Below are 23,544 nucleotides of genomic sequence, written 5' to 3' on the forward strand. Positions count from 1 at the left end.
TATAGCTTTAACAATGAATATTTTATAAATTAATTTGTTTAAATGGTTAAATAAACCGTTTTTGAGCGAGATTGTTTTTTACTTTACTATTAATATCAATATATAAGCCATAAAAATGGCTTCATACTTATTGTGTTTGCCACCCTATTTTTTCTATTTATCTACTCTTCTTAAGATACTTTCTCACCAAAATAGATAACAAATGTTAAATTGATGTTGTGAAAAGTTAAATATATACTATCAATAAGTAACTTAATTAGATGTTATGAATGATTTTTGCACACGATAATGCACTTGTTTATCAAGGTGATTAAAATGAAAAATATAAAATCTGTTAATAGCCAAGTATTTAGGGATATTGTTGCCGTTAGCAAGCAAAAGGAACATGAATTTAATAATGGTCAAGATGGGGCAATAATTTTATCTCTTCTGGTGATGTTTTTTACGCCTTTCTTATTATTGAATGAGGCTCGTCAGTTTTTACAAATAGATTATAGTTTTGCTGTTATGGCTGGAATTGCGCTGGTTAGTTTTGTTTTGACGGTTATTCTTTATAAGGCTTTTCATATTAGCGAAAAATTTGCGAATAAAGAAGCTTCACTAAATACATTATTATCAATGTATGTACCTAATAATAAAGCCGAGTTTGAGGGTTTCAAAGCAGGATCCAGAAGTGAGCCAGCACGTTTTTTTGAATTAGTTGATGAATGGGTAAACACCGAAAAACTGACTTATGCTAGATAACTCAGTTTAATATGGATTAAAAAAACGGCTCAATTAAGAGCCGTTTTGCTTATGTGTTTTTCTAGAGGTAATAAGGTTTAATGTGCTTTACCTTGTTCAATTCCTAAGCCAATTTGAGAGCGAACAAACTGTTCTCTAAAGCGCTCTCTTTCCATTTTCCCACGTTCAGAGTTATCAGTTACAGAGAATAACCATGAAGCAACAAATGCGACAATCATTGAAAAGAATGCAGGATACTCATAAGGATAAATGGGTTTTTCATGATGTAAGATGCTGACCCAAATGGTTGGACCTAAAATCATCAGTACGACAGCAGTAATTAAACCGAACCATCCGCCTGCTAAAGCCCCACGTGTGGTTAACTTTTTCCAATACATAGATAACAGTATGATAGGGAAGTTACAGCTTGCTGCGATAGAGAAGGCCAAGCCAACCATGAAGGCGATGTTTTGGTTTTCGAATAAAATCCCTAACCCGATAGCAACGAACCCCAAGATAACAACAGTGATTTTAGAGACGCGAAGCTCATCCCTTTCATTAGCTTTGCCATCTTTAATTGCCATGGCATAAAGGTCATGAGATACCGCTGAAGCACCCGCCAATGTTAGACCTGCCACAACCGCAAGTATGGTGGCAAATGCAACCGCAGAAATAAAGCCAAGGAAGAAATTCCCACCGACTGCATCAGCGAGGTGTACTGCTGCCATATTAGTTCCGCCAATAAGCTTACCTGCTGCATCTTTAAAGTCTGGATTTGCACTAACGAGGACTATCGCACCGAAGCCAATGATAAAAGTCAGGATATAGAAGTAGCCGATGAAACCTGTCGCATAAAATACGCTTTTACGTGCTTCCTTCGCATCACTGACCGTAAAAAAGCGCATGATGATATGAGGTAGCCCCGCAGTACCAAACATCAATGCTAATCCAAGTGAGAGGGCTGATATTGGATCAGATACGAGTCCTCCAGGGCTCATAATGGCAATACCATTTTTGTGAACTTCTACTGCTTCTTTAAACAGTGTATTGAAATTAAAGCCAACATGTTTCATGACCATCACAGCCATAAATGTTGCACCTGCTAATAAGAGGATCGCTTTGATTATCTGTACCCATGTTGTAGCCAACATCCCACCAAATAGGACGTATAGCACCATGAGAATGCCAACGATGACGACGGCAATGTGGTAATTCAAACCAAAAAGCAACTCGATCAGTTTACCAGCACCTACCATTTGGGCAATCAGGTAGAGAGCGACAACAACCAGTGAACCTACCGCTGATAAGATCCTTATTGGTCTTTGCTTTAATCGATATGAGGCAACGTCGGCGAACGTATAGCGACCGAGGTTACGTAGGCGTTCAGCAATCAAAAACAGAATAATTGGCCAGCCAATTAGAAATCCAATCGAGTAGATTAGCCCATCATAACCAGATGTATAAACGAGAGCTGAAATACCTAAGAATGATGCTGCTGACATAAAGTCACCTGCAATTGCCATTCCGTTTTGAAAACCGGTGATCTTGCCGCCTGCGGTATAGTAATCAGAACGAGAGCGAGTTCTTTTTGAAGCCCAGTAAGTGATATAGAGGGTAAATCCGACAAACAATAAGAACATGACAATGGCTTGAATGTTCACTGGTTGTCGCTCGACACTGCCCGTCAGTGCATCAGAGAATGCAGCTGAAGAGGCAAAAAGTAGGATGAGGGGTAAGATTTTTATCATTTTTGCACCTCTTTTAGAATTTCAGCGGTTAAGCGGTCATATTCACCATTTGCACGAATAACATAGATACCCGTTAACACAAAAGAGATGACAATCAGGCCAACACCGACAGGAATACCGCGGGTGATATAAGAACCTTCAGAGATTGGTGTTCCAAGCCAGCTAGGGTCAAATGCAATAAGAAAGATAAAACTGACATACAGTATTAATGTGATAGCTGACAACAACCATGAAAATCGACCACGTTTCCTAACCAATTCTTTAAAACGAGGGTTATTCTCTACCTTTTGATAAGCAGTAGCATCCATCAGAGTTCTCCTCTGTATTGTCTTATTAGAGTGTATATAAGGCCGCCTTTATCGGCGGCCTTTGAGCGTTATGACATACTCATTGATTGTTTTTCTTCGAGTAATTTTTCGACAACACCTGGATCTGCTAGTGTGGAGGTATCTCCTAAATTACTAGTATCTCCTGATGCAATTTTTCGTAGGATACGGCGCATGATCTTACCAGAGCGGGTCTTAGGAAGAGAATCCGTCCAATGTAGAACATCTGGGGTTGCGATTGGGCCAATTTCTTTACGTACCCAATTGCGGACATCGGTATACAACTCAGGTGATGGTTCTTCCCCTGAAATCAAAGTGACATAAGCGTAGATCGCTTGCCCTTTAATACTGTGTGGAATACCAACAACAGCTGCTTCTGCGATTTTTGGATGTGCAACTAAAGCTGATTCTATTTCGGCGGTCCCTAGGCGGTGACCTGAAATATTTAATACGTCATCAACACGGCCTGTGATCCAATAATAGCCGTCTTCGTCTCGACGAGCACCATCACCACTGAAATACATACCTTTGAAGGTTGAAAAGTAGGTTTGCTCAAAACGTTCATGATCGCCATACAAAGTACGGGCCTGACCCGGCCACGAGTCAACAATCACAAGGTTACCTTCAGTTGCCCCTTCCAGAGGCTCACCGAGGTTATCAACCAGTGCAGGACGAACACCAAAGAACGGCAGTGTTGCAGAACCTGGTTTCAACATAGTTGCACCAGGAAGCGGTGTGATCATAAAACCACCGGTTTCTGTCTGCCACCATGTATCAACGACTGGGCAACGGCTGTTACCGATTTTCTTATAGAACCACTCCCAAGCTTCAGGGTTAATGGGTTCACCGACAGAACCGAGGATCCTCAGTGAACTACGATCGGTACCTTCAATGGCTTTATCGCCTTCAGCCATTAATGCACGGATCGCTGTAGGTGCGGTGTAAAGGATATTAACTTGATGCTTATCAACCACTTGGCTCATACGGTTAACCGCTGGGTAATTAGGCACACCTTCAAACATTAATGTTTTAGCACCATTGGATAAAGGGCCATATAGCAGATAGCTATGGCCTGTTACCCAACCCACATCAGCAGTGCACCAGTAGACTTCGTCTGGGTGATAATCAAAGGTATATTTAAAGGTCAGGGTTGCGTAAACCAAGTAACCACCAGTGGTGTGCAAAACACCTTTTGGCTTACCTGTTGAGCCCGAAGTATAGAGAATGAATAAAGGGTCTTCTGCATTCATTTCTTCTGCTGGGCAATCAGCACTGACACCTTTAACCAAATCATGCCACCATAGATCACGGCCTTCTACCCAACTCGGTACATTCCCAGTACGACGGTAAACAATGACGTTTTTGATGGTAGTGACATTTGGATTGGTTAATGCATCATCAACATTTTTTTTCAGTGGAATAGCACGACCAGCGCGTAAACCTTCATCAGAAGTGATAATCAACTTGGCTTTACAATCGATAACACGGCCAGATACAGCTTCAGGCGAAAAGCCAGCAAAGATCACAGTGTGAATAGCACCAATGCGAGCACAAGCTAACATGGCCACTGCGGATTCAACCACCATTGGCATGTAAATGGCAACGACGTCACCTTTGCGAATACCTTGCTGCTTTAGCACATTGGCGAATTGACTGACATCATGATGTAGTTCGCGGTAAGTAACATGTTTAGATTGAGAAGGATCATCGCCTTCCCAAATGATAGCGGTTTGATCACCTTTTTCAGCCAGATGGCGATCTAAACAGTTAGCGCTTAAGTTAAGGGTTCCGTCTTCAAACCAGCGAATACTGACATGACCTGGGTCGAAGGAGGTATTTTTTACTCGAGTATATGGCTTGATCCAATCGACAATTTTCCCTTTCTCACCCCAGAACTGATCAGGGTTTTGAATAGAGAGTTGATACTCTGTGTTGTACTGTTGCTCGTTTATCAGGGCATTTTCTGCAATTTCAGCAGGAACGGGATGCTTAGTTATTTGAGTCATATTTTTATCTCCTTGCAGATGTTAATACTATGTCAAAAAATGGTTAACTAAAGCAGGAAATATAAATTTGTTTTTCTTTTGCGCGGAAGATCACGTATTAATTGTAATGGATTTAACAGGATTATCATTTGATGCGAAATGCTTAAATGAAATAATTATCTAATTATATGGATAATGTCGATACTAAAGAAAATCAAAGGGGGGTAACATTGGTATTAGTTGCTAAATAAATAGTCAATGCTAGTTAATGAGAAAGACCCCATAAAACCCATGGGTTTGATAATGATTTTCATTAACAGTAAAATCACTATAATGAAAGCTATTTTCACAAGGTGTGAGTATATACCCGATGTGCCGTACCTTTTGAGTAAACGGTGTAAATTAATAAGTCACTGGAGACAATACAATGAGCTATACATTACCTGCTTTACCTTATGCTTATGATGCGCTGGAACCTCATTTTGATAAGCAAACCATGGAAATCCATCACACCAAGCATCATCAAACCTATGTAAACAATACCAATACCGCATTAGAAAAATTACCTGAATTAGCGGATCTCGATATCGATGTGCTTATTCAGCAGTTAGATAAAATCCCAGCGGACCAACGTACCTTTGTGCGTAACAATGCAGGTGGCCATTCAAACCACAGCTTCTTCTGGAAAGGTTTGAAGCTAGGTACAGAGCTGAGCGGATCTCTGAAAGCAGCGATTGAGCGTGATTTCGGTAGCGTTGATGCGTTTAAAGACCTGTTCGAAAAAGCAGCTGCATCCCGTTTTGGTTCTGGCTGGGCTTGGTTGGTACTGAAAGATGACGGTAAATTAGCTGTTGTTTCTACCGCTAACCAAGACAGCCCTCTAATGGGTGAAGCTATCTCTGGCGCATCTGGCTACCCAATTATTGGTCTCGATGTGTGGGAACACGCTTATTATTTGAAATATCAAAACCGTCGCCCTGATTACATCAAAGCGTTCTGGTCAGTCGTTAACTGGGACGAAGCTGCAAAACGTTTTGCAGATAAAACTAACTAATTAATTTAGTTAATAAACTCGTGGGCGTGGTCATTATTGGCTGCGCCTTTTTTATTTGTAGCCCTCTTTTTTCTAGTCAATCTCAGTTTTGTCTCGTTCCAATCTTTTTGTTTTATTTATAATCTAGTTCATTAGTATAGTTAATCTATTTGTACGGAAGAGTGAACTATAGGCAATAAGGGAAATAAGGAAGATAAAATGGCATCTAGCATGGTAATGGGAATCGATCTTGGTACTAGTAATAGTGCAGTGAGTTTGTGGATTGAAGGGCGTTCAGTATTGATTCCAAATAAACAAGGAGATGTACTCACACCTTCAGTGATTGGCCTTGATGATGACGAGCAAATTTTAGTGGGCAATTTAGCGCGCGCGCGTCTGCAAAGTCACCCACAGTTGACCCAAGCCAGTTTTAAACGCTTTATGGGAACCAATGCAACCTTACCTTTAGGCCATCGCACGTTTCGTGCTGAGGAGCTTTCAGCCATATTGCTGAGGCAATTAAAAGAAGATGTAGAAGCTTGGCTGGGTTATCCAGTAAAAGATGCGGTGATCACTGTTCCTGCTTATTTTAATGATGTGCAACGTCGAGCAGTAAAAACCGCAGGGCAACTTGCTGGGTTAAATGTCTTACGGTTGCTCAATGAACCGACAGCGGCGTCACTGGCTTTTGGTTTACTGGAAAATAAAGAACATAAATACCTGACATTTGACCTCGGTGGTGGAACCTTTGATGTTTCCATTATTGATATGTTTGAAGGAGTTATTGAAGTTTGTGCCAGTAGTGGTGATGTGCGCTTAGGCGGTGATGATTTCAGTGAAGCCATCTATCAATGGATGTTGAATCAACAACCCCAATTAAAAGCAGCACAAGCTGAGGTTAGGGCACAGTTGTTGGAAAAGGCAGAATCATTGAAAATTGCTTTGAGCCAAAGCAATGAAGCAACGGTGACTTGGTCTTGGCATGATCACGATTGGCAATGGACAATGAATGAGCAAGAGTTCAGCGCCTGTTGCCAACCTTTATTGACTCGATTGCAGCAGCCAATTGTGCAAGCCTTGCATGATTCACGATTCACCCTTAATGATCTTGATGACATCTTATTGGTAGGTGGTGCGACACGGATGCCATTAATTCGCCAAACCGTTGCTCGTCTTTTTGGTCGCTTCCCTCGCCATGATTTGAACCCTGATGAAGCCGTTGCTTTAGGCGCAGGTGTGCAAGCAGGGATGGTGATGGCGGATACAGCACTTGATGATGTGATTTTAACGGATGTGATGCCTTTTTCATTGGGGATTGAAACATCCAAAAGAAATGCGATGCATTATGAGTCAGGCTATTTTTTACCGTTGATTGAGCGTAATACTTTTCTACCTGTCAGTAAGATGCAAACCGTTAGTACGGTCGATGATAACCAAACAATTATTCTATTGAAGGTTTATCAAGGGGAAGCACGACGTGTGCAAGACAACGTGTTTCTCGGTGAAATGAGTATTGATATTCCTGCAAAACCTGCGGGAGAAGTCGATATTGATGTCCGATTCACCTACACCGTTGATGGTTTATTAGAAATTGAATGTCGATACCAAGGAAACCCCGAAATATTTCGCCTCGTAATAGAAAAAGTACCGGGACAGATGAGTGAAGAGCAAATTGCACAAAGCTTGCTTAAAATCGCTGATTTAAAACAGCACCCCAGAGATCGACAAGAAAATAGAATGTTATTAGCGCGTTGTGCCCGTTTGTATGAGTTCTTATTGGGTGAAGATCGTTATTGGATAGACCAAGTAACGACGGAATTTGAAAGGGCTTTAGATAGTCAAGATCAACGCCGTATTGCAGTAATTCGTGACCAAGTCGAACAGTTTTTGGGTCGTTATGAGGGAGACTCACATTAATGAGTATGTGGGAAATATTAGATATCACACCAACGGTGGATGAAAAGGAAATTCGTCGTGCCTATGCACGACAAGTAAAAAAATATCGACCAGATAGTCATCCAGAGGAATATCAGCAACTGCGTGAAGCTTTTGAAGAAGCAAAGCAATATGCGATGTATGCCAGTTTTGATGAAAGCGAGGACGATGATGAGCTCGTTTTAGCCACTGATGACTCATCAACGGCTGAAGAAGAAGCTTCAGATTTTACTTATCAACCTGAACTTACGGTGACTTATCCACTTTCCAGCGTCAATGTACTTGATGTTCCTGTTGAAGTGGATGCATTACCCATTGTTGAGATCCCTTATAATTCAGAACAGCTTGAGCGTATTGCTAGCCTACTGGTGAAAGATGAAAAGTTTGGTATGAATGAACTCTCTTTGCTATGGGCTGAGGTGGCTGAACAGGGGAGTTTACTCATTCATCAACAGTTTCATGAAGAATTTTCGTGGGTGTTGTCACAGCAAGAAGGGTTAACGGAAGCGGTTGTTGAGCATGTTTCTGCATTTTTAGGTTGGCGGCTGAATGAATACAGCTCAACTCATACTATCCCTTTCTATGTACAGAATGCGATTAATGACCAACTACGCCAAACGGAAGTCGCTCGTGCTTGGAAGCAATGCCAAATCGAAGCGGCACAGGGTGACTATATTGTTGCAGCATCAATGCGTTTACTGGTAAGCGATCAAGAAAAGGTTTCTTTCAAAGTGCGCCTGATCCCAGGGCTAATTCCACAAATATCACAGCAAGTTGAGAAATGGACCTATGAGTATCCAGAGCTAAGGGACAAATTCAACGCCGCAGCATTGGATTTTGTGCAGCAACCTCGAGTTGCATTTAATTGGCGTGGTATCTTTCTGTGTGTATTTTGGGGACTGTTGCTGAATATGGTGGCAGCCCGACCAGAAGTGAGCACCACAATTGCCGTGATTGCAGCTGTTATCATTGTTTTTTATTTGTTTATTAGCGATATGATGATGTTCTGGCTGCACTCGAAGCCGAAATTGTTTAAGTGGTTTTTGATCATTGAGTTCTTTGTGACTTTGTTAGTGGTATTGAATTTAATTATTGGCCTATTTTTATCGCTATCGACTTTTTTTGTTGCGCTCGATGTGGGGCCAGCACAAGGCGCTCGGGCAATGGTCTTTTTTATTTTTATTGGTTTAGCATGGTATGCGTGGCCGAGAAACAAACCTTTCTTGCGTGTTCCTGGAATGGCATTGTATCGAATATTTTCGGGTCCTTGGGTGATGCTAGAATGGCTTAAATTTTCATGGTTTTCATTGATTTGGCTGGTGGTTTTCTATTTGGTGTATTATCGCGTAACCTATGAATTGCTGAAATTTTTTACGTTAGAGCACCAATTAGGGTTATGATAATAAGCTTAAGCAATAAGTATTAATTCACTGAATTTAAAGCCATTATTAAGGTGTGATATCAATGAAAGTTCATCCACAAGTCTATATCGGCCAAGTTCAATCCACAGTTGTGTGTGGAGATAGTGCCATTCATAAACGCCAAGTAGATGGCTTGCTGTCATTGGGGCAATTAGGGCTTGAGGGTGATGAGCAAGCTGAAAAACGTTTTCATGGCGGTCCTGATCGTGCATTGTGCCATTATCCTGCAGAACATTATCAATTTTGGGTAAATGCTTACCCTGAACTTGAGGCATTGTTTATTCCACCTGCTTTTGGTGAGAACATTTCAACTCAGGGTATGACCGAAGAAAACGTCTTTATTGGCGATATTTATGCATGGGGCGATGCACGTATTCAAGTTACTCAGCCTCGCTCTCCTTGTTATAAACTTAATGGTCTAACAGGTATTGAAAATTTTGCACAAATGATGCAAGAAAATGGACGCTGCGGCTGGTTATATCGTGTCGTAAAAACGGGTTCTGTCAGTGCTGCGACCCCCATAAAACTGTTGAGTCGCAATAGTGATATTTCAGTTCAAGAAGCGATTATGATCGCGTTTCATGCACCATTTGATGAAGAGTTGTATCAACGTTTATTAGCCACTGCAGGGTTGTCTGCCAGCTGGAGCTTAACCATGCAAAATAGGTTAGAACATCGCCGTATTGAAGAGTTTAGCCATCGGTTGTTTGGTAAACGGGGTTGATTAAAAGAGGTGAGTAATGCGATATGATTTAAACGACCTCTACTATTATGTCAAGGTTGTAGAGCATGGCGGGTTTTCACAAGCAGGCCTTGCTTTAGGGATCCCAAAATCTAAGCTTAGCCGCCGCATTGCCGACCTTGAACAAAAACTCAATGTTTCTTTAATACACCGTTCTACTCGCCAATTTCATGTCACTGAAATTGGTCAAATGTTTTATCAGCAATGTAAAAATGTTGTCGATGAAGCTGAATTAGCCGAAGAGCTGATTTGTTCAGTACAAACTCAGCCGAAAGGCACTATAAAGCTTTCATGCCCTGTCGCATTATTACAGGTATATATGCAAGATTTTTTAGTCGATTTTATGCTTAAGTACCCTGAAATCGATATACAAATTTTAGCGGTTAATCGCCCTGTTGATGTGATCAGTGAGGGGTTAGATTTAGCACTTAGAGTTCGTCCATTACCATTAGATGATTCAGGGCTAATGATGAAGGTATTAGGCTATTCACAGCGTTTGTTGGTCGCTAGCCCATTGTTGTTCAAAGATCGTCCTCTATTACACACACCAGAGCAGCTGGTGGATTATCCCATGTTGGCAAATTCTGAACATTCACAGCGTTATACTTTAACTCTGAAAAATAGTGATGAATTAAGTTTCACGCAGCATTTTACCCCTAGGCTGATCACTACAGATATACTGACTTTATATAAAGCGGCATTGAGTGGTCTTGGTATTGCGCGGTTGCCACTTGAGGTGGTTGAAAAGGAATTAAAAACGGGTGAATTAATTGAAGTGCTACCTGAGTGGCATTTTCCTGAAGGTATCATTCATGTGGTATATCCATCAAGGAAGGGTATGTTGCCTGCCGTGAAACTACTGTTGACGCATTTAGCTGAAAAGATGCCGTCTCAGTCTAAGAAACCTTTTCTGCCAATTAAATAATCGACAAGTGAATTAAAAATCGATATAAGTGAATTTTAATTCAATCTTGTGGGGCGATATGGCCATAATTACACCAGTAATAAAACAATTTGAAGCTTACAATGCACATGATATTGATGCTTTTATAGCCTGTTTCTCTGAGCAATTTAAAGCATATAGAATGCCTACAGAGACGCCGTCAATGGTGGGCACGGCTGCTCTTCATCAGTTTTATACTCAACATCGTTTTAATAATCCAAACTTAAAAGCAGAGCTGATATCAAGAACAGTATTGGGGGACAAAGTGTTTGACCATGAAAAAATTTATGGTTTATCACCTGAACCGATAGAGAGTATTGCTGTTTTTGAAGTTGAAAATGATTTGATCAAAACCGCTTGGTTTTATTTTGCCTCTGAATAACATTCGTGCCTTGAAGAAGAAAAAACACTGACCATGCTAGAGTCACGGTCAGTGTCTTTAATTTAATGACATCAATGGGTTTCTGGTATACGTCCAAATTTACCGTTATTAAAGTCATCAACAGCGTCTTTGATATCTTGTTCGCTATTCATCACAAAAGGGCCATAACCAACGACAGGCTCATTGATTGGATCACCACTAAGAAACAGCACTAATGCATCTTCAGTGGCCTCTAGAATGATATTAGTGTCACTATCATCTAGAATGATCAACTCACCTTCATTCATATTTGCTCGACCATCTACAATCACTGATCCACGTAAGATCACTAAGCCAATATGACGGCCAGTTTTGGTTTGGATCCCAACAGTTTTACCTTTATTAAGTTGCAGATCCCACACATCAACAGGTGTAAATGTACGTGCAGGGCCTTTATTGCCGAGATAGTCACCTGCGATAACACGTAATGTTCCTGCTTCATTTGGCAGATCAACATTCGGTATGTGACGGCTTTCTAGCAATTGATACCCTGGAGCTGCTGATTTGTCTTTTGCAGGTAGGTTCACCCACAATTGCACCATATCTAACATACCGCCTGTTTTCATAAAAGCATCAGAATGGTATTCCTGATGCAAGATACCTGATGCGGCAGTCATCCACTGGACATCACCGGGCCCGATCACTCCACCTTCACCTGTTGAATCATGGTGAGCAACCTCCCCACTATAAACAATAGTGACCGTTTCAAAACCACGGTGTGGGTGCTCACCTACCCCTCTATTCTCCGCATTTGACGGTGGAAAATTAGTGGGGCCAGCGCGATCGAGTAATAAAAATGGGTTCAGATATTTTCCGTGATTGCTATAACTAAACAATGAGCGGACAGGAAAACCATCTCCAACCCAGTGGCCTCGCGGTGCGTTATAGATACCAATGATTTTTTTCATGGTTGTACTCCTAAAATCTGTTTCGATGAGCAGATCATAGAGTAGTGCTCGAAAGAGCAGTAGTGGCAAAAATAGGCTTCATTGTTTCATTTTCAGAACAATAAATTGGCTGCTGATTATTCTATTTTTAGAACTGTGTTTATCGAAACTGTGACTACTCAGAAGAAAATTGATCAGTTATTGTTAGTCATAAGATGACGTTTAATGTTGTTGCTAAGGTGCAGAAGATTATTAACAGATAATGAGCAATCAAGTTCTCAACGTTAGTTTATAGAATGTGTCGCGAGGCTGCTTAGGTTTTTGATAAGCGGCCTATTTATATGACTTCTATAAATTACGGGAGAATTGAATGAAAAAATTCGTTGTTTATTTATTAGCTTCACTGTTTTTAGTTGGAAATGTATATGCAAAAGAGCTTCAAATGAGCTCAAAAGAAAAACCATTAAATATTATTAATTTGTATGAGTTGGCAAGTGAAGTATCAAAAAGTATAGATAAAGGAACTTTTGGATATATCAGTGGTGGTGCTGAAGATGAATTGGTATTAGAGAGCAATTCACGTAGTTTTAATCAAAAATTTATCCTGTCTAGGGTTATGCAAGGCATTGAAAAATCAGATATTGATCTATCAACTCAGCTGTTTGGGATCCCACTCGCAACACCTATCATTCAATCTCCTATGGCTGCTCAAGGGCTAGCTCATCATGACGGCGAACTCGCTACAGCCAAAGGTATGGTGAAAGCAGGCTCTATTTTTTCATTAAGTACTTATAGCAACAAAACGATAGAGGAAGTGGCAAAGATCTCAGGTGAAAGTCCGTTTTTTTTCCAGTTTTATCTCAGTAAAAATGCTGAATTTAATGACTTTATATTGAATTATGCAAAACAAAATGGCGCCAAAGCGATTATTTTCACTGTAGATTCGACAATTGTAGGTTATCGTGAAGATGACGTACGCAATAACTTTAAGTTCCCTTGGAAATTTGCCAATTTGGAAGTGTTTGAAAAATACATGCGAGATAAGCATCAAGCTAGACTTGGTTTTAGTCCGGGTGAAGTGTTAGCTCAAACCAAGCAAGGGTTAGTTTTTTCCGATATCCAATATGTTAAGCAGCTTTCAGGACTGCCAGTGATTGTGAAAGGGATCCAGTCACCTGTTGATGCTCATTATGCCATCAAGGCTGGCGCTGATGCGATATGGGTGTCAAACCATGGCGGTCGTCAGTTAGATAGTGGGCCCGCTTCATTTGATATGTTACCTGCAATTGCAAAAATGGTTAATAAACGAGTGCCTATCATATTTGATAGTGGAGTACGTCGTGGTTCACATGTATTTAAAGCGCTTGCGAGTGGGGCTGATATCGTTGCGGTAGGAAGACCAATTTTGTATGGTTTGAATTTAGGTGGTGCAGAAGGTGTCAATTCAGTGATAGAACATCTGAATAAAGAGCTTAGAATTAATATGCAGCTAGGTGGTGTAAAGAATATTGAGCAAGTACAACAAACAATTCTTTATACTCAATCAGAACTACAAAGTCGTTTTATTCAGTAAAAGGTTGCCAACACTGTTTTGTTAGCAACCGTCCGTTTAATTATCGATTAAGGGCGTTTAACAAAGCCAATCGCTTGGTACACTTTATCCAGTGTTTTTTGTGCGCGTGCTGCTGCTTTGGTTGCACCTTCATCCATGATTTTATTCAGTAAAGCTTCATCATTACGGAAGTGGTGGTAACGTTCTTGCAGCGTTGTCAACATACCCGCCACCGCTTCAGCAACCGCACCTTTTAGATGACCGTACATCTGGCCTGCAAATTCGGTTTCAAGCTCAGGAATACTTTTACCTGTAATACCTGACAGAATATCTAATAGGTTTGATACCCCTGGTTTATTTTCAATATCATAAATGACACGAGGTGGCTCCTCTGAATCTGTCATTGCACGTTTGATTTTCTTCGCTGCGCCTTTTGGATCTTCAAGTAGAGCAATCAGGTTGTTGCGGTTCTCATCCGACTTAGACATTTTCTTGGTTGGATCTTGTAAAGCCATCACTCGAGCGCCGCCACCTGTCGGTATAAACGGATCTGGAACCGTGAAGATATCACCATAAATAGCGTTAAAGCGCTGAGCAACATCGCGGCTCAATTCAAGGTGCTGTTTTTGATCAATGCCAACAGGAACCTTGTTGGTTTGGTATAGAAGGATGTCGGCAACCATCAAAACAGGGTAATCAAACAGACCTGCGTTGATGTTCTCTGAGTGGCGTGCTGATTTGTCTTTGAACTGGGTCATACGGCTTAATTCGCCGAAATAGGTATAGCAGTTCAGTGCCCAGCTCAGTTGTGCATGTTGCGGAACATGGGATTGGACAAAAATAGTACTTTTTTGGTGATCGATGCCGCAAGCAAGATAGAGCGCGAGTGTATCGAGAGTTCTTTTGCGTAGTTCGTCAGGATCTTGACGCACTGTAATGGCATGTTGGTCAACGATACAATAGATGCAGTCGTAATCATCTTGCATCTGTACCCACTGACGCAGCGCACCCATGTAGTTACCGATGGTCAATTCACCGGAAGGCTGCGCGCCGCTGAATACGATAGGTTTTTGGGATGGCTTTTGTGTTGCAGTGGGTTCACTCATTTCTTTTTATATCCTTTCATTATTTGGTGTCAGATAAGCCGATGCTAGGCAGGATATCTGAAAAGTGTGTTAATACACAGTCAGGCTCACTTAGTGCGATTGATTCGCCATAGTTATAACCGTAGGTTAGGCCAACACAAGGGCACTGTGCACTTTGCGCGGCGATAATATCATTACGGGAATCACCGACAAAAAGCAATTCCTCTTTTCGTAAACCAAACTTACCCATGGTGAGATACAGTGGGGCTGGGTGTGGTTTTTTCTCTTTTACATCATCACCGCCCAGTACCAGTGAAAAATAGCTATCAATAGCCAATTTTTTGAGTAGCGGAGCGATAAAAGGCGTGGGTTTGTTGGTCACAATTGCCATTGGTAAGCCATGTTGTGACAGTTTTTCGAGCGTTTCTTTGACTTCAGGAAATAGTTCACTACCCGTTGTGACTGACGTCGCATAGAATTTATCAAAACTGTGGCGGGTGGCTTGATGGAGTTTAGGAGTGATAGTCGCTCCTGCCCATGTTAACGCACGTTCAATCATGATATCAGCACCATTTCCGACCCAGATAGAAACGCGTTCTTTACCTGCGGGTGAGAAGCCTTGCTCTATTAAGGCATTATCCAATGCTTCCGCTAACCCACCTGCACTGTCAACCAGTGTGCCATCTAAATCAAACGCAATTGCTTTAATGTTTTCTAAACTCGGCTGTGTCATTGAGATACCTTCTGTAATTCCTTACGCATTTGATCAATGACGGTTTGATAATCAGGCTGACCAAAGATTGCAGATCCTGCGACAAAGGTGTCTGCACCCGCAGCAGCAATTTCTGCGATGTTGTCGATTTTAACGCCGCCATCGATTTCTAAGCGAATATCATAGCCACTTTCATCGATCATTTTACGGACTTGGCGCAATTTAGTGAGGGTTTGAGGAATAAAAGATTGCCCACCAAAACCTGGGTTCACTGACATCAGCAAGATCATGTCCACTTTGTCCATGACATACTCTAAATGATTCAGTGGAGTGGCAGGGTTAAATACCAGCCCCGCGGTACAGCCATGTTCTTTGATCAGTTGTAATGTTCTATCGACATGTTCACTTGCTTCAACATGAAAGCTAATGTGGCTAGCACCTGCTTTAGCAAAATCAGGAATAATTCGATCAACAGGTTTGACCATTAGATGGACATCAATCGGTGCCGTGATGCCATAGTCACGTAGTGCCTTACAAATTGGTGCACCGAATGTGAGGTTAGGCACATAATGGTTATCCATAACATCAAAGTGCACGATATCAGCACCAGCTGCGAGTACTTTTGCGGTGTCTTCGCCTAAACGGGCAAAATCTGCAGATAAAATAGATGGGGCAATGAGAAAATCTTTCATTATTGTCTCCGATTATTTAGATGTTACCTGAGAGTCATTCCACGCCGGACGAGAGGCGCTTAGCAGTTGTTTTATCAATTTTTTTTGGCTGCTTGATAGTTAGCTCACCATTGTACAACGCCAGCAGTTCATTCACTTTATTTCGGTTAAGTATATTCCGGCTGATGGTTCGACGCACTTTGACTATGTGTAATTTAGCCTGATGATACCATTCTCGGGTTGCAGGCGTGTCATGATTTGAAATCAGAACCGGAATTTTGCGATCTGAAGACAAATAGTGGGCTAACTGCGCCAAGTTTTTTTGTTCTTGTGCACTAAAAGCATTGGTGTGATAAGCCGTAAAGTTTGCTGTTTCTGAAAGTGGTGCATAGGGTGGGTCGCAATAAATCACTGACCCTGATTCCGCAGACAAAAGTGTGCTTTCATAGTGTTGAGTGATAAAAGTTGCCCTTTGTGCTTTGTCGGCAAACCATAATAGCTCTTCTTCTGGGAAGTAAGGTTTTTTATAACGACCAAATGGCACATTAAATTCGCCGCGAGAGTTGTAGCGGCATAGCCCATTGTAGCAGTGGCGATTCAAATATAAAAATAATACGCTACGTTTAATTGGGTCTATAGAGCGGTTAAATTCTTCACGTTTGAGGTAATACTGCTCAGCAGTATTAAATTCAGGCGTAAAGATCTCGCGCACTTCCCCAATAAATGAGTCAGTGCGGTATTTTACAGTATTGTAGAGGTTGATTAGGTCACTGTTGATATCAGCTAGGACGTAAGCGTCATAGCTGGTGTTTAGGAAAACAGAACCAGCTCCTACAAAGGGCTCGATCAAACAGTCCCCTTGAGGAAGATGTTTTTTGATATCTTCCACTAGGGGGTATTTACCGCCGGCCCATTTCAAAAAAGCGCGTGTTTTTTTCATGCCGTCTTATTGTTACAAACGTTTAGAGTAGAATTGAGTACTCTGTCAGGACAGCATAGTGCGCCCGCTATAAAACGTTATTATTTTTGATCCTGTTGAACTTGCTTCATATTTCTAACCCATGGTTTTTTCGCTTGGATATCAGCAGGTAAAGTTGCAATTGCACTTTTTGCTTCATTCACTGAACGATAGTTACCGTGGATCAAGACATACCAAGTTTGCCCATTACGGATTGTTTTATAAACTTTATAGTTAGTCAGTTTATGTTGTTTAGCGAAAGCTTCTAATGTGTCAGAGCGGCTTGCACTGCTTAATTGTAATGTATAGCTACCTGCTGGAGCGGACATTAAGTTACCACTTTGGCTATTATTTGCAGTGGTAGTTTTCGCCGGCTGTTTTGGTTGTGCCGGTTGCTTAGTTTCAATAGGCTTTGTTGGTGTTTTTTCCGTTGTCTGTGGTTTTTGCACCGGTTGCGTCTGAGTGATTGGCGGCGGTGTAATATTTTGTGTTTGCGTATTAGTCGCCGAATTTTGGTTAAGTGATTGACCTTGGTTCAATGCATCTGCTACATCACCAGGGATTTCAATCCGTTCACCATAATTATTTTGCTGCGGTTGTGGCTCGCTTTGAGTTGGGGTGGAGCTGACAGGTGGCATGTTGATTTCTTGAGTTTGACCTGGTTGCTCAGTGGTGTTGCTCAAGGATGAAGAGCCAGACAGATCGATATTACGCCCATTTGAACCAGAGCTATCGATTTGCTGTTTCTCATGTTCGGTTGGTGCTTTTAAGGCTGAGCTAATGGCAATAATCAACAACAACAATACCAATACACCGACGCCAATCATAATGTGCTGGCGCGATAACGTCAGTCTAGGCTTGGTCGATGATGATTGTGGACGGCTACGACCCGTTGGTCGGTCGGATGTATCTGGCCGTAGATCATTCTGTGCTTGAGGCTGATTATCTGGTTTAAATTCGTCCATTTTGCCCTCCCAAATATTTATTGCCTTGTAATCGAGGTAAAATTTGTCTCTTCATTAAGGCTTCTTCACGAGTCAGTAGTGTATACCCGCAATCCTACAAAGGATAGTTTTCGTCATCTCGTTTTTATATGATAGCCGAGATAAACGACACATAGCTAAAAGTCTAAGTGTTTGAGTGCGTGTTGTAACCTGAAACTTTAGACATAGTGCATAATTTAACGACTTTAAGACATATCTGCCAGAAACATTTTAAAACCCTCGGTTTTAGAGGAGGTTTTAGCCATTTCTGGCGGGAAATTATACAATTATGATTCAGTTTTCATGGTAAGCAGGAAGATATCGCATCCCGTACAGTTTGCGACTCTACGTCTGAGCGCATTTCTGCATGGCCGATAGTGGTAGGTAAAATCAAATGTAACTTGCCACCCATCACTTTTTTATCCCTCATCATGTGAGGTAAATAGTCATCGGCAGTCATTTGTTTTGGCCCCGTAACAGGCAAGTTAGCTCGTTTTAGCAGTGTGATGATTCGTTGTGTCTGTTCTGCAGTAAAAGAGCCAATGTACTCAGCAGTTTTAGCCGCCATTACCATACCTGCAGCAACAGCTTCACCATGTAGCCAAACACCGTAACCCATATGAGCTTCAATAGCGTGGCCAAAAGTATGCCCAAGGTTCAGTAATGCCCTTAAGCCACTGGTTTCTTTTTCATCGGCAGCCACGACCTGTGCTTTTAGCTCACAGCAGCGACGGATACAATAAGCCATCGCTTGGTTATCCAGCGCCATGAGTGCATCAATATTATTTTCTAACCAGCTAAAAAACTCACCATCAAGAATAATGCCGTATTTAATTACTTCAGCAAGACCTGATGATAACTCACGGTGAGGGAGTGTTTTTAGGCAATCAAGATCAATAACAACTGAAGCTGGTTGATAAAATGCTCCGATCATATTTTTGCCGAGTGGGTGGTTAACTGCAGTTTTACCACCCACAGATGAGTCAACTTGCGAGAGCAGCGTGGTAGGGACTTGGATAAAGCGTACTCCACGCTGATAGCTCGCTGCAGCAAACCCAGTGAGATCGCCAATAACCCCACCGCCTAGAGCAATAAGGGTTGTATCTCGACTATGGTGCTTTTCCAGTAAGGCTGTGAACACATCGTTCATAATAAATAATGATTTATATTGTTCACCATCCGGTAATATGATGGAGTCGACTGATACACCTAATGCTTCAAGTACTCGGGTAACTTTCTCTAGATAGATAGGTGCGAGTGTTTCATTAGTGACCACCATTGCACGCTGACCCGCCTTAAGTGGCGAAAATGCATCTGGTTGGTTATAAAGACCTGGAGCAATAGTGATTGGATAACTGCGTTCTTCCAAAGTAACAGTGATTTTTTCCATCTTGCTTTACCTTGTGCCATTACTGGGTTGAGTTAGTTTTTTTCTAACAGCTCAATGATTTGGCTAGCGACAACTTTGGCACTTTGCTCATCTGTATGGATTGTAATATCTGCAATCTCTTCATACATTGGGTTGCGTTCAGATGCCAATTTCTCAAGAACCTCGCGAGCGGGCTCATCCACTTGTAATAATGGACGTTTTTTATCACGTTGCGTGCGAGACAATTGTTTCTCGATAGTGGTCTCAAGATACACAACAACACCACGAGCGGATAGGCGATTACGGGTTTCTTTCGATTTTACAGAACCGCCACCCGTTGCCAGTACGATGCCTTGTTTTTCGGTAAGCTCATTGATGATTTTTTCTTCGCGATCGCGGAAGCCTTCCTCGCCTTCTAGGTCAAAGACCCAGCCTACATCTGCGCCTGTACGTTTTTCAATCTCGTGATCAGAGTCGAAAAACTCCATATTAAGCTGTTGAGCCAATTGACGACCAATAGTGCTTTTGCCGGCACCCATCGGTCCAACCAGAAAGATATTGCGTTTCTCTGCCATGTTTTTTGGTATTACTACGATTATTCGTTAATGATAACCCGCCCCGCCAATCGAATTAGCGACGGGACCTAAACTGAAACCTCATGAGTGATAAGTGAGATCAGATAAGAAAATTATCTCAATACATCAACCTGAATTGCAACTATATAAATGAGGCACTGAGCGAACAAAGTGCCTCATTTGGTGTTACTGGTTTCTATAATTATGCCGTCTATGTTGCCTAACGTTTTGTTCAACATGAGTTTTAACAGAATTACCCTAACATCAAAGATGCAGGATACCTGCTAATTTATAGAGCAAATTTATTGCGGCTATTTAATAAGCGGCTGATAGCTTGTTCTTTAATCTACCGATAGTTAGAACACTCAATGGATAACCTTGTATGCTAAAACGACGCCAGCGTCAAATTTATCCGGTAGGTTTATGACATAAAAAATAATTTTTGAGGCTCATATTTCTTTTGTATTTTCATAATTAATTGAAATATATGTATTATTTTCTAGTGCTAAATATTAATCAGCTTAGGTGTGATAAAAACCATAAGAACCCTGCGGTCAATATGTTTACCTGTGTGTGTAAATAATCGGCCTAGAAAAGGGATCTCAGAAATAACAGGCAAACCTGACTCGGTGCTTTCTTGCTTTTGTTGGAAAATACCACCTAATATTAAGGTTTCATTATTACGAATAGTTACTGAAGTGACTATTTCTTGCTTGTTAATTGCTAAATAGTGGTTATTGCTTTCTGTGAGTGCTTTATCGGGGGAGTTATGGCTAATTTTCAGTAATAATTCAATATGATCACCTCGCGAAATGGTCGGGGTTACCTCCATCCCGAGTACAGCGTCTTTAAATTGAACATGAGTTTTCTTTTCTGTACTGGTGACATAGGGAATTTCAGTTCCTTGTTGAATACTGGCGGGGTGTTTATGTGATGCCACGAGTCGTGGGCTTGCAATAATCGATAATAGGTTTTCCTTTTCTAATGCGTTCAGTTTTAGCTCTAATAAGCCTTCTCCAAGCCTGAGTAGGTTAAAGTTGAACTGGCCTGCGACAGATACTGCATCATAACGATTATAACGTTGATAGCGGCTGTTATTTGGGCTCCCAGATAACATACTCCATTCTAAACCCAGTTCTTGCAGTGCTGTTCGGCTGCTACTGATAATGTGTGCAGTGATTTGAACCTGTTGTTTGGGGATATCTAATTGTTTCAGCCATTCATCAATAAGCTGTAATCGGCTTTTGGTTTCTTTGATCACCAAACTGTTAGTTGCTAAGTGGCTGGTGGCATTGCCTTCTGGAGATAATAAAGCATCACCCATCTGGTTTAATTGTTTAAGGGCGTCTTCAGCATGAATCGAAACTAATGTGAAAATTTTTTCAGTGAAAGGATTTTCAGATATAGGTGTTGCAGATAGCGCCTGTGGCGATACTGCCTCAAGTTGTGGCTCTATGATCAAAGGAACAAAGGGATCACGTAGCGCCTGTGAACGGGTATTAAATGAAATTATTAACACACTAATAACTAGAAAAAATAATTTATTGCACATCATTTTTATCATCCTTGATAAATGAAATCGTCAGGGTGGCTGCTAGTTGACCATTGTGTGGTGTGAAACTGACCCCTGAAAATAATCGTATTTGATCGGTTTGTGGTGATACTAGTGCATCAATAAAACGATAAATCTTTGGATAATCACCCTGAATTTCAATTATATAACTCTGTTCGTTAGTTTCAGTACCCGTTGATGGTTGCAATCTATTGAGAACAACATTTGTTTGAGTAATGGCTTGCTGTAAATGAGTTATAAACTCACTAGGGTCTTGCTTCGGAAAATTAATTGGGTTGTTTAGCTCTGAGAGCTGTGCGTCAAGTCGTTCAAGAGAGGGGAGCTGTTGTTGGGTGATTTGTATTTGCCGTAATTGAGTTTCGATAGTGAGTATTTCATTTTCTAACTTGACTAATTTAAGTGCTGTTGGTTGCCAATAGAAATAAAAATAGGCCAATAAAATAAGCACGATAGCCACCAAAATCGGTAAGATTTGCAGCCAAAAAGGACGATACCAAAATGCAGAAGTGCTGCTATTCATGCTCTTTCTCCAAGGTGTTTGCACTAACCTGTAAGTAATGTACTTGGTGGGTTTTACCCATTTTGATGAGTTGTGTTTGATGTAGCAGAGGGTTGTTTTCTATCTGACCGATTAATAAGCTAATATCTTGAAAATCATGGCTATATGCAGAGATACTCAGATGTTTATTGGTGAGATCCACATGAGTTAACCAGCTCTTTGCTGGGGTTAATATTGGTAATTGTTTTAAAATACTCAGTTGTTGCAAATTTTTTTGTAAGTATTCATCAATCCTTTTTTGGTGAGCGAGCCATTGATCCAACTGTATTTTTTTCTCATGAATAGATTTTATGTACTGTTGATTGAGTATGAGCTGCTGTTCAAGTTGTGTTTTGGTAGTCTGTAGATATTGCCGCTGTGATTGTTGTTGTAAGAAGCAATAGGTTATTGCTAGCAAGACACAACCACTCTGTATGATGAACATCATCATGCATTGCCATTTTCGATGGGCAATTCGTTGTTGCCGCCAAGACAAAAAGTTAACTTGATACATATTTATTATCATCACTGTCTTTTGGGCGAAGCGCTAAGCCTGCCGCAATCACATAATCACCAAGCTGATGTGGGATTTTCATAGGATGTCGTTGAAACGCTTGCAATAGGTTCCATGAATGTTCGGCTTGTGGTTGATGGTGATCACCAATGTAATACACAGGATATTGGTGAGGTGTATTGTTTTCAGTGAGTAGAGGGAGTAGTTGGGTGAGGGTAGCAATATCACTATCTTGGATTTGGTTGTAGGTTGCAGGTTGGCTCACAGGACCTGACCACAGCCATTCACCTTGGCGATAATGAACCAACCAGCTTTCATCGGGAAGCCCTGCAATACGTGCGAGATAACGTAAAACGCATGGAGCAACATCAATAGCTATGAGTACAAAACCGCTATTTTTAAATAGTTCCCGCCAAAACAGGATTTCAGATCGGCGAACGCCATTTAAATAGGCACTATGGTTAATCACTCGATAATCGACAATAAGTTCTTCGGCATTTAATGGAAACAGTTTTTTAGCCTGAGCTTGTAAATACCAACCCAGCTCAGGCTGTTGTAATGTGAGCTGCTCAGGTAGTGCAATTTGTTGTTTTATTGTCCTTAACGAAGGAAAGGCGATCGAAACCTGACAATTTTTCGGTAATTTCCGACGCCATTGTACTAATATATCCAGTAGGATAGCGCGTTTTTCATTTTCAGATTGGTTGGAGATTTCGTTTGGAATAGGGTGTTGCCAACATTCACACAGATGCCATTGTTTGCGGTTCTGCCGTGCAGCTACAAGCTGTATTGTTGTTTGGCAAAGGTCAATTCCAATGTGCCATGGTTGTGAATACATAGATAATATCCT

At 41.2% G+C, this 23,544-nt stretch carries 23 protein-coding genes; 8 read left to right on the plus strand and 15 right to left on the minus strand.

All coding sequences use genetic code 11. From position 1 onward, the window contains the following. The first annotated feature begins 315 nt into the window (after positions 1–315). Positions 316–744 carry a hypothetical protein gene (locus AC3Z9T_RS18965; RefSeq protein WP_490127653.1) on the plus strand — a complete coding sequence of 143 codons (429 nt, stop codon included), beginning with the start codon at positions 316–318 and terminating at the stop codon, positions 742–744. Between the two features lie 77 nt (positions 745–821). Here the strand turns inward: AC3Z9T_RS18965 and actP are convergent, their stop codons facing one another. From actP to acs, 3 genes are all read right to left on the minus strand, one after another. Next, a complete protein-coding gene (gene actP, locus AC3Z9T_RS18970) occupies positions 822–2,471 on the minus strand; it encodes a cation/acetate symporter ActP (protein ID WP_490127654.1) in 1,650 nt (549 codons plus the stop codon). Continuing rightward, positions 2,468–2,779 (minus strand): DUF485 domain-containing protein, encoded by a 312-nt coding sequence (locus tag AC3Z9T_RS18975; RefSeq protein ID WP_490127655.1) that lies wholly within the window; start codon positions 2,777–2,779, stop codon positions 2,468–2,470. The genes actP and AC3Z9T_RS18975 overlap by 4 nt, the downstream gene beginning before the upstream one ends. A gap of 68 nt (positions 2,780–2,847) precedes the next feature. Further along, positions 2,848–4,803 (minus strand): acetate--CoA ligase, encoded by a 1,956-nt coding sequence (acs, locus tag AC3Z9T_RS18980; RefSeq protein ID WP_490127656.1) that lies wholly within the window; start codon positions 4,801–4,803, stop codon positions 2,848–2,850. Between the two features lie 406 nt (positions 4,804–5,209). On the opposite strand from acs, the gene sodA reads away from it, so the two are divergent. From sodA to AC3Z9T_RS19010, 6 genes are all read left to right on the plus strand, one after another. Then, positions 5,210–5,836, plus strand: a complete 627-nt coding sequence (gene sodA, locus AC3Z9T_RS18985; protein WP_490127657.1) for a superoxide dismutase [Mn] — start codon at positions 5,210–5,212, stop codon at positions 5,834–5,836. A 198-nt stretch (positions 5,837–6,034) separates the two neighbouring features. Continuing rightward, positions 6,035–7,732, plus strand: a complete 1,698-nt coding sequence (locus tag AC3Z9T_RS18990) for an Hsp70 family protein (protein WP_490127658.1) — start codon at positions 6,035–6,037, stop codon at positions 7,730–7,732. Then, on the plus strand, positions 7,732–9,150 hold the full coding sequence (locus AC3Z9T_RS18995) for a J domain-containing protein (RefSeq protein ID WP_490127659.1): 1,419 nt from the start codon (positions 7,732–7,734) through the stop codon (positions 9,148–9,150). Before AC3Z9T_RS18990 ends, AC3Z9T_RS18995 begins: the two co-directional genes overlap by 1 nt. Before the next feature lie 64 nt (positions 9,151–9,214). After that, positions 9,215–9,895 (plus strand): 6-hydroxyaminopurine reductase, encoded by a 681-nt coding sequence (gene yiiM, locus AC3Z9T_RS19000; protein ID WP_490127660.1) that lies wholly within the window; start codon positions 9,215–9,217, stop codon positions 9,893–9,895. 16 nt (positions 9,896–9,911) lie between these two features. Further along, positions 9,912–10,838: a LysR substrate-binding domain-containing protein gene (locus AC3Z9T_RS19005; protein ID WP_490127661.1), complete on the plus strand. Its 927-nt coding sequence runs from the start codon at positions 9,912–9,914 to the stop codon at positions 10,836–10,838. Between the two features lie 58 nt (positions 10,839–10,896). Beyond that, positions 10,897–11,238, plus strand: a complete 342-nt coding sequence (locus tag AC3Z9T_RS19010) for a nuclear transport factor 2 family protein (protein WP_490127662.1) — start codon at positions 10,897–10,899, stop codon at positions 11,236–11,238. A 71-nt stretch (positions 11,239–11,309) separates the two neighbouring features. Here AC3Z9T_RS19010 and AC3Z9T_RS19015 read toward each other — a convergent pair whose 3' ends face one another. Further along, positions 11,310–12,185 carry a pirin family protein gene (locus tag AC3Z9T_RS19015; protein WP_490127663.1) on the minus strand — a complete coding sequence of 292 codons (876 nt, stop codon included), beginning with the start codon at positions 12,183–12,185 and terminating at the stop codon, positions 11,310–11,312. Positions 12,186–12,534: 349 nt separating this feature from the next. On the opposite strand from AC3Z9T_RS19015, the gene AC3Z9T_RS19020 reads away from it, so the two are divergent. Further along, on the plus strand, positions 12,535–13,737 hold the full coding sequence (locus AC3Z9T_RS19020; RefSeq protein ID WP_490127664.1) for a lactate oxidase: 1,203 nt from the start codon (positions 12,535–12,537) through the stop codon (positions 13,735–13,737). A 47-nt stretch (positions 13,738–13,784) separates the two neighbouring features. Here the strand turns inward: AC3Z9T_RS19020 and trpS are convergent, their stop codons facing one another. The 11 genes from trpS to pilM form a co-directional block, all read right to left on the minus strand. Continuing rightward, positions 13,785–14,822 (minus strand): tryptophan--tRNA ligase, encoded by a 1,038-nt coding sequence (gene trpS, locus AC3Z9T_RS19025; RefSeq protein WP_490127665.1) that lies wholly within the window; start codon positions 14,820–14,822, stop codon positions 13,785–13,787. A gap of 19 nt (positions 14,823–14,841) precedes the next feature. Then, complete coding sequence (locus AC3Z9T_RS19030; protein ID WP_490127666.1) at positions 14,842–15,534, minus strand: phosphoglycolate phosphatase; 693 nt, start codon at positions 15,532–15,534, stop codon at positions 14,842–14,844. After that, entirely contained in the window at positions 15,531–16,205 is a 675-nt protein-coding gene (gene rpe / locus AC3Z9T_RS19035; protein ID WP_490127667.1) for a ribulose-phosphate 3-epimerase, read from the minus strand. Before rpe ends, AC3Z9T_RS19030 begins: the two co-directional genes overlap by 4 nt. A 34-nt stretch (positions 16,206–16,239) precedes the next feature. Next, the gene (gene dam, locus AC3Z9T_RS19040; RefSeq protein ID WP_490127668.1) at positions 16,240–17,124 is read right to left on the minus strand and encodes an adenine-specific DNA-methyltransferase; all 885 of its coding nucleotides are present in this window, start codon (positions 17,122–17,124) and stop codon (positions 16,240–16,242) included. Positions 17,125–17,204: 80 nt separating this feature from the next. Continuing rightward, positions 17,205–18,107 carry an SPOR domain-containing protein gene (locus AC3Z9T_RS19045; protein ID WP_490127669.1) on the minus strand — a complete coding sequence of 301 codons (903 nt, stop codon included), beginning with the start codon at positions 18,105–18,107 and terminating at the stop codon, positions 17,205–17,207. A 319-nt stretch (positions 18,108–18,426) separates the two neighbouring features. Then, positions 18,427–19,515 (minus strand): 3-dehydroquinate synthase, encoded by a 1,089-nt coding sequence (aroB, locus tag AC3Z9T_RS19050; RefSeq protein WP_490127670.1) that lies wholly within the window; start codon positions 19,513–19,515, stop codon positions 18,427–18,429. Between the two features lie 32 nt (positions 19,516–19,547). Then, the gene (aroK, locus tag AC3Z9T_RS19055) at positions 19,548–20,069 is read right to left on the minus strand and encodes a shikimate kinase AroK (RefSeq protein ID WP_070927511.1); all 522 of its coding nucleotides are present in this window, start codon (positions 20,067–20,069) and stop codon (positions 19,548–19,550) included. A 505-nt stretch (positions 20,070–20,574) separates the two neighbouring features. Further along, on the minus strand, positions 20,575–21,621 hold the full coding sequence (locus AC3Z9T_RS19060) for a secretin N-terminal domain-containing protein (protein ID WP_490127791.1): 1,047 nt from the start codon (positions 21,619–21,621) through the stop codon (positions 20,575–20,577). Continuing rightward, positions 21,611–22,162: a hypothetical protein gene (locus AC3Z9T_RS19065; protein ID WP_490127671.1), complete on the minus strand. Its 552-nt coding sequence runs from the start codon at positions 22,160–22,162 to the stop codon at positions 21,611–21,613. The genes AC3Z9T_RS19060 and AC3Z9T_RS19065 overlap by 11 nt, the downstream gene beginning before the upstream one ends. Beyond that, entirely contained in the window at positions 22,155–22,694 is a 540-nt protein-coding gene (locus AC3Z9T_RS19070) for a PilN domain-containing protein (protein ID WP_490127672.1), read from the minus strand. The genes AC3Z9T_RS19065 and AC3Z9T_RS19070 overlap by 8 nt, the downstream gene beginning before the upstream one ends. Beyond that, entirely contained in the window at positions 22,681–23,532 is an 852-nt protein-coding gene (pilM, locus tag AC3Z9T_RS19075) for a pilus assembly protein PilM (RefSeq protein ID WP_490127673.1), read from the minus strand. The genes AC3Z9T_RS19070 and pilM overlap by 14 nt, the downstream gene beginning before the upstream one ends. Positions 23,533–23,544 lie beyond the last annotated feature (12 nt).

The sequence above is a fragment of the Providencia sp. 6390 genome (assembly GCF_058148425.1).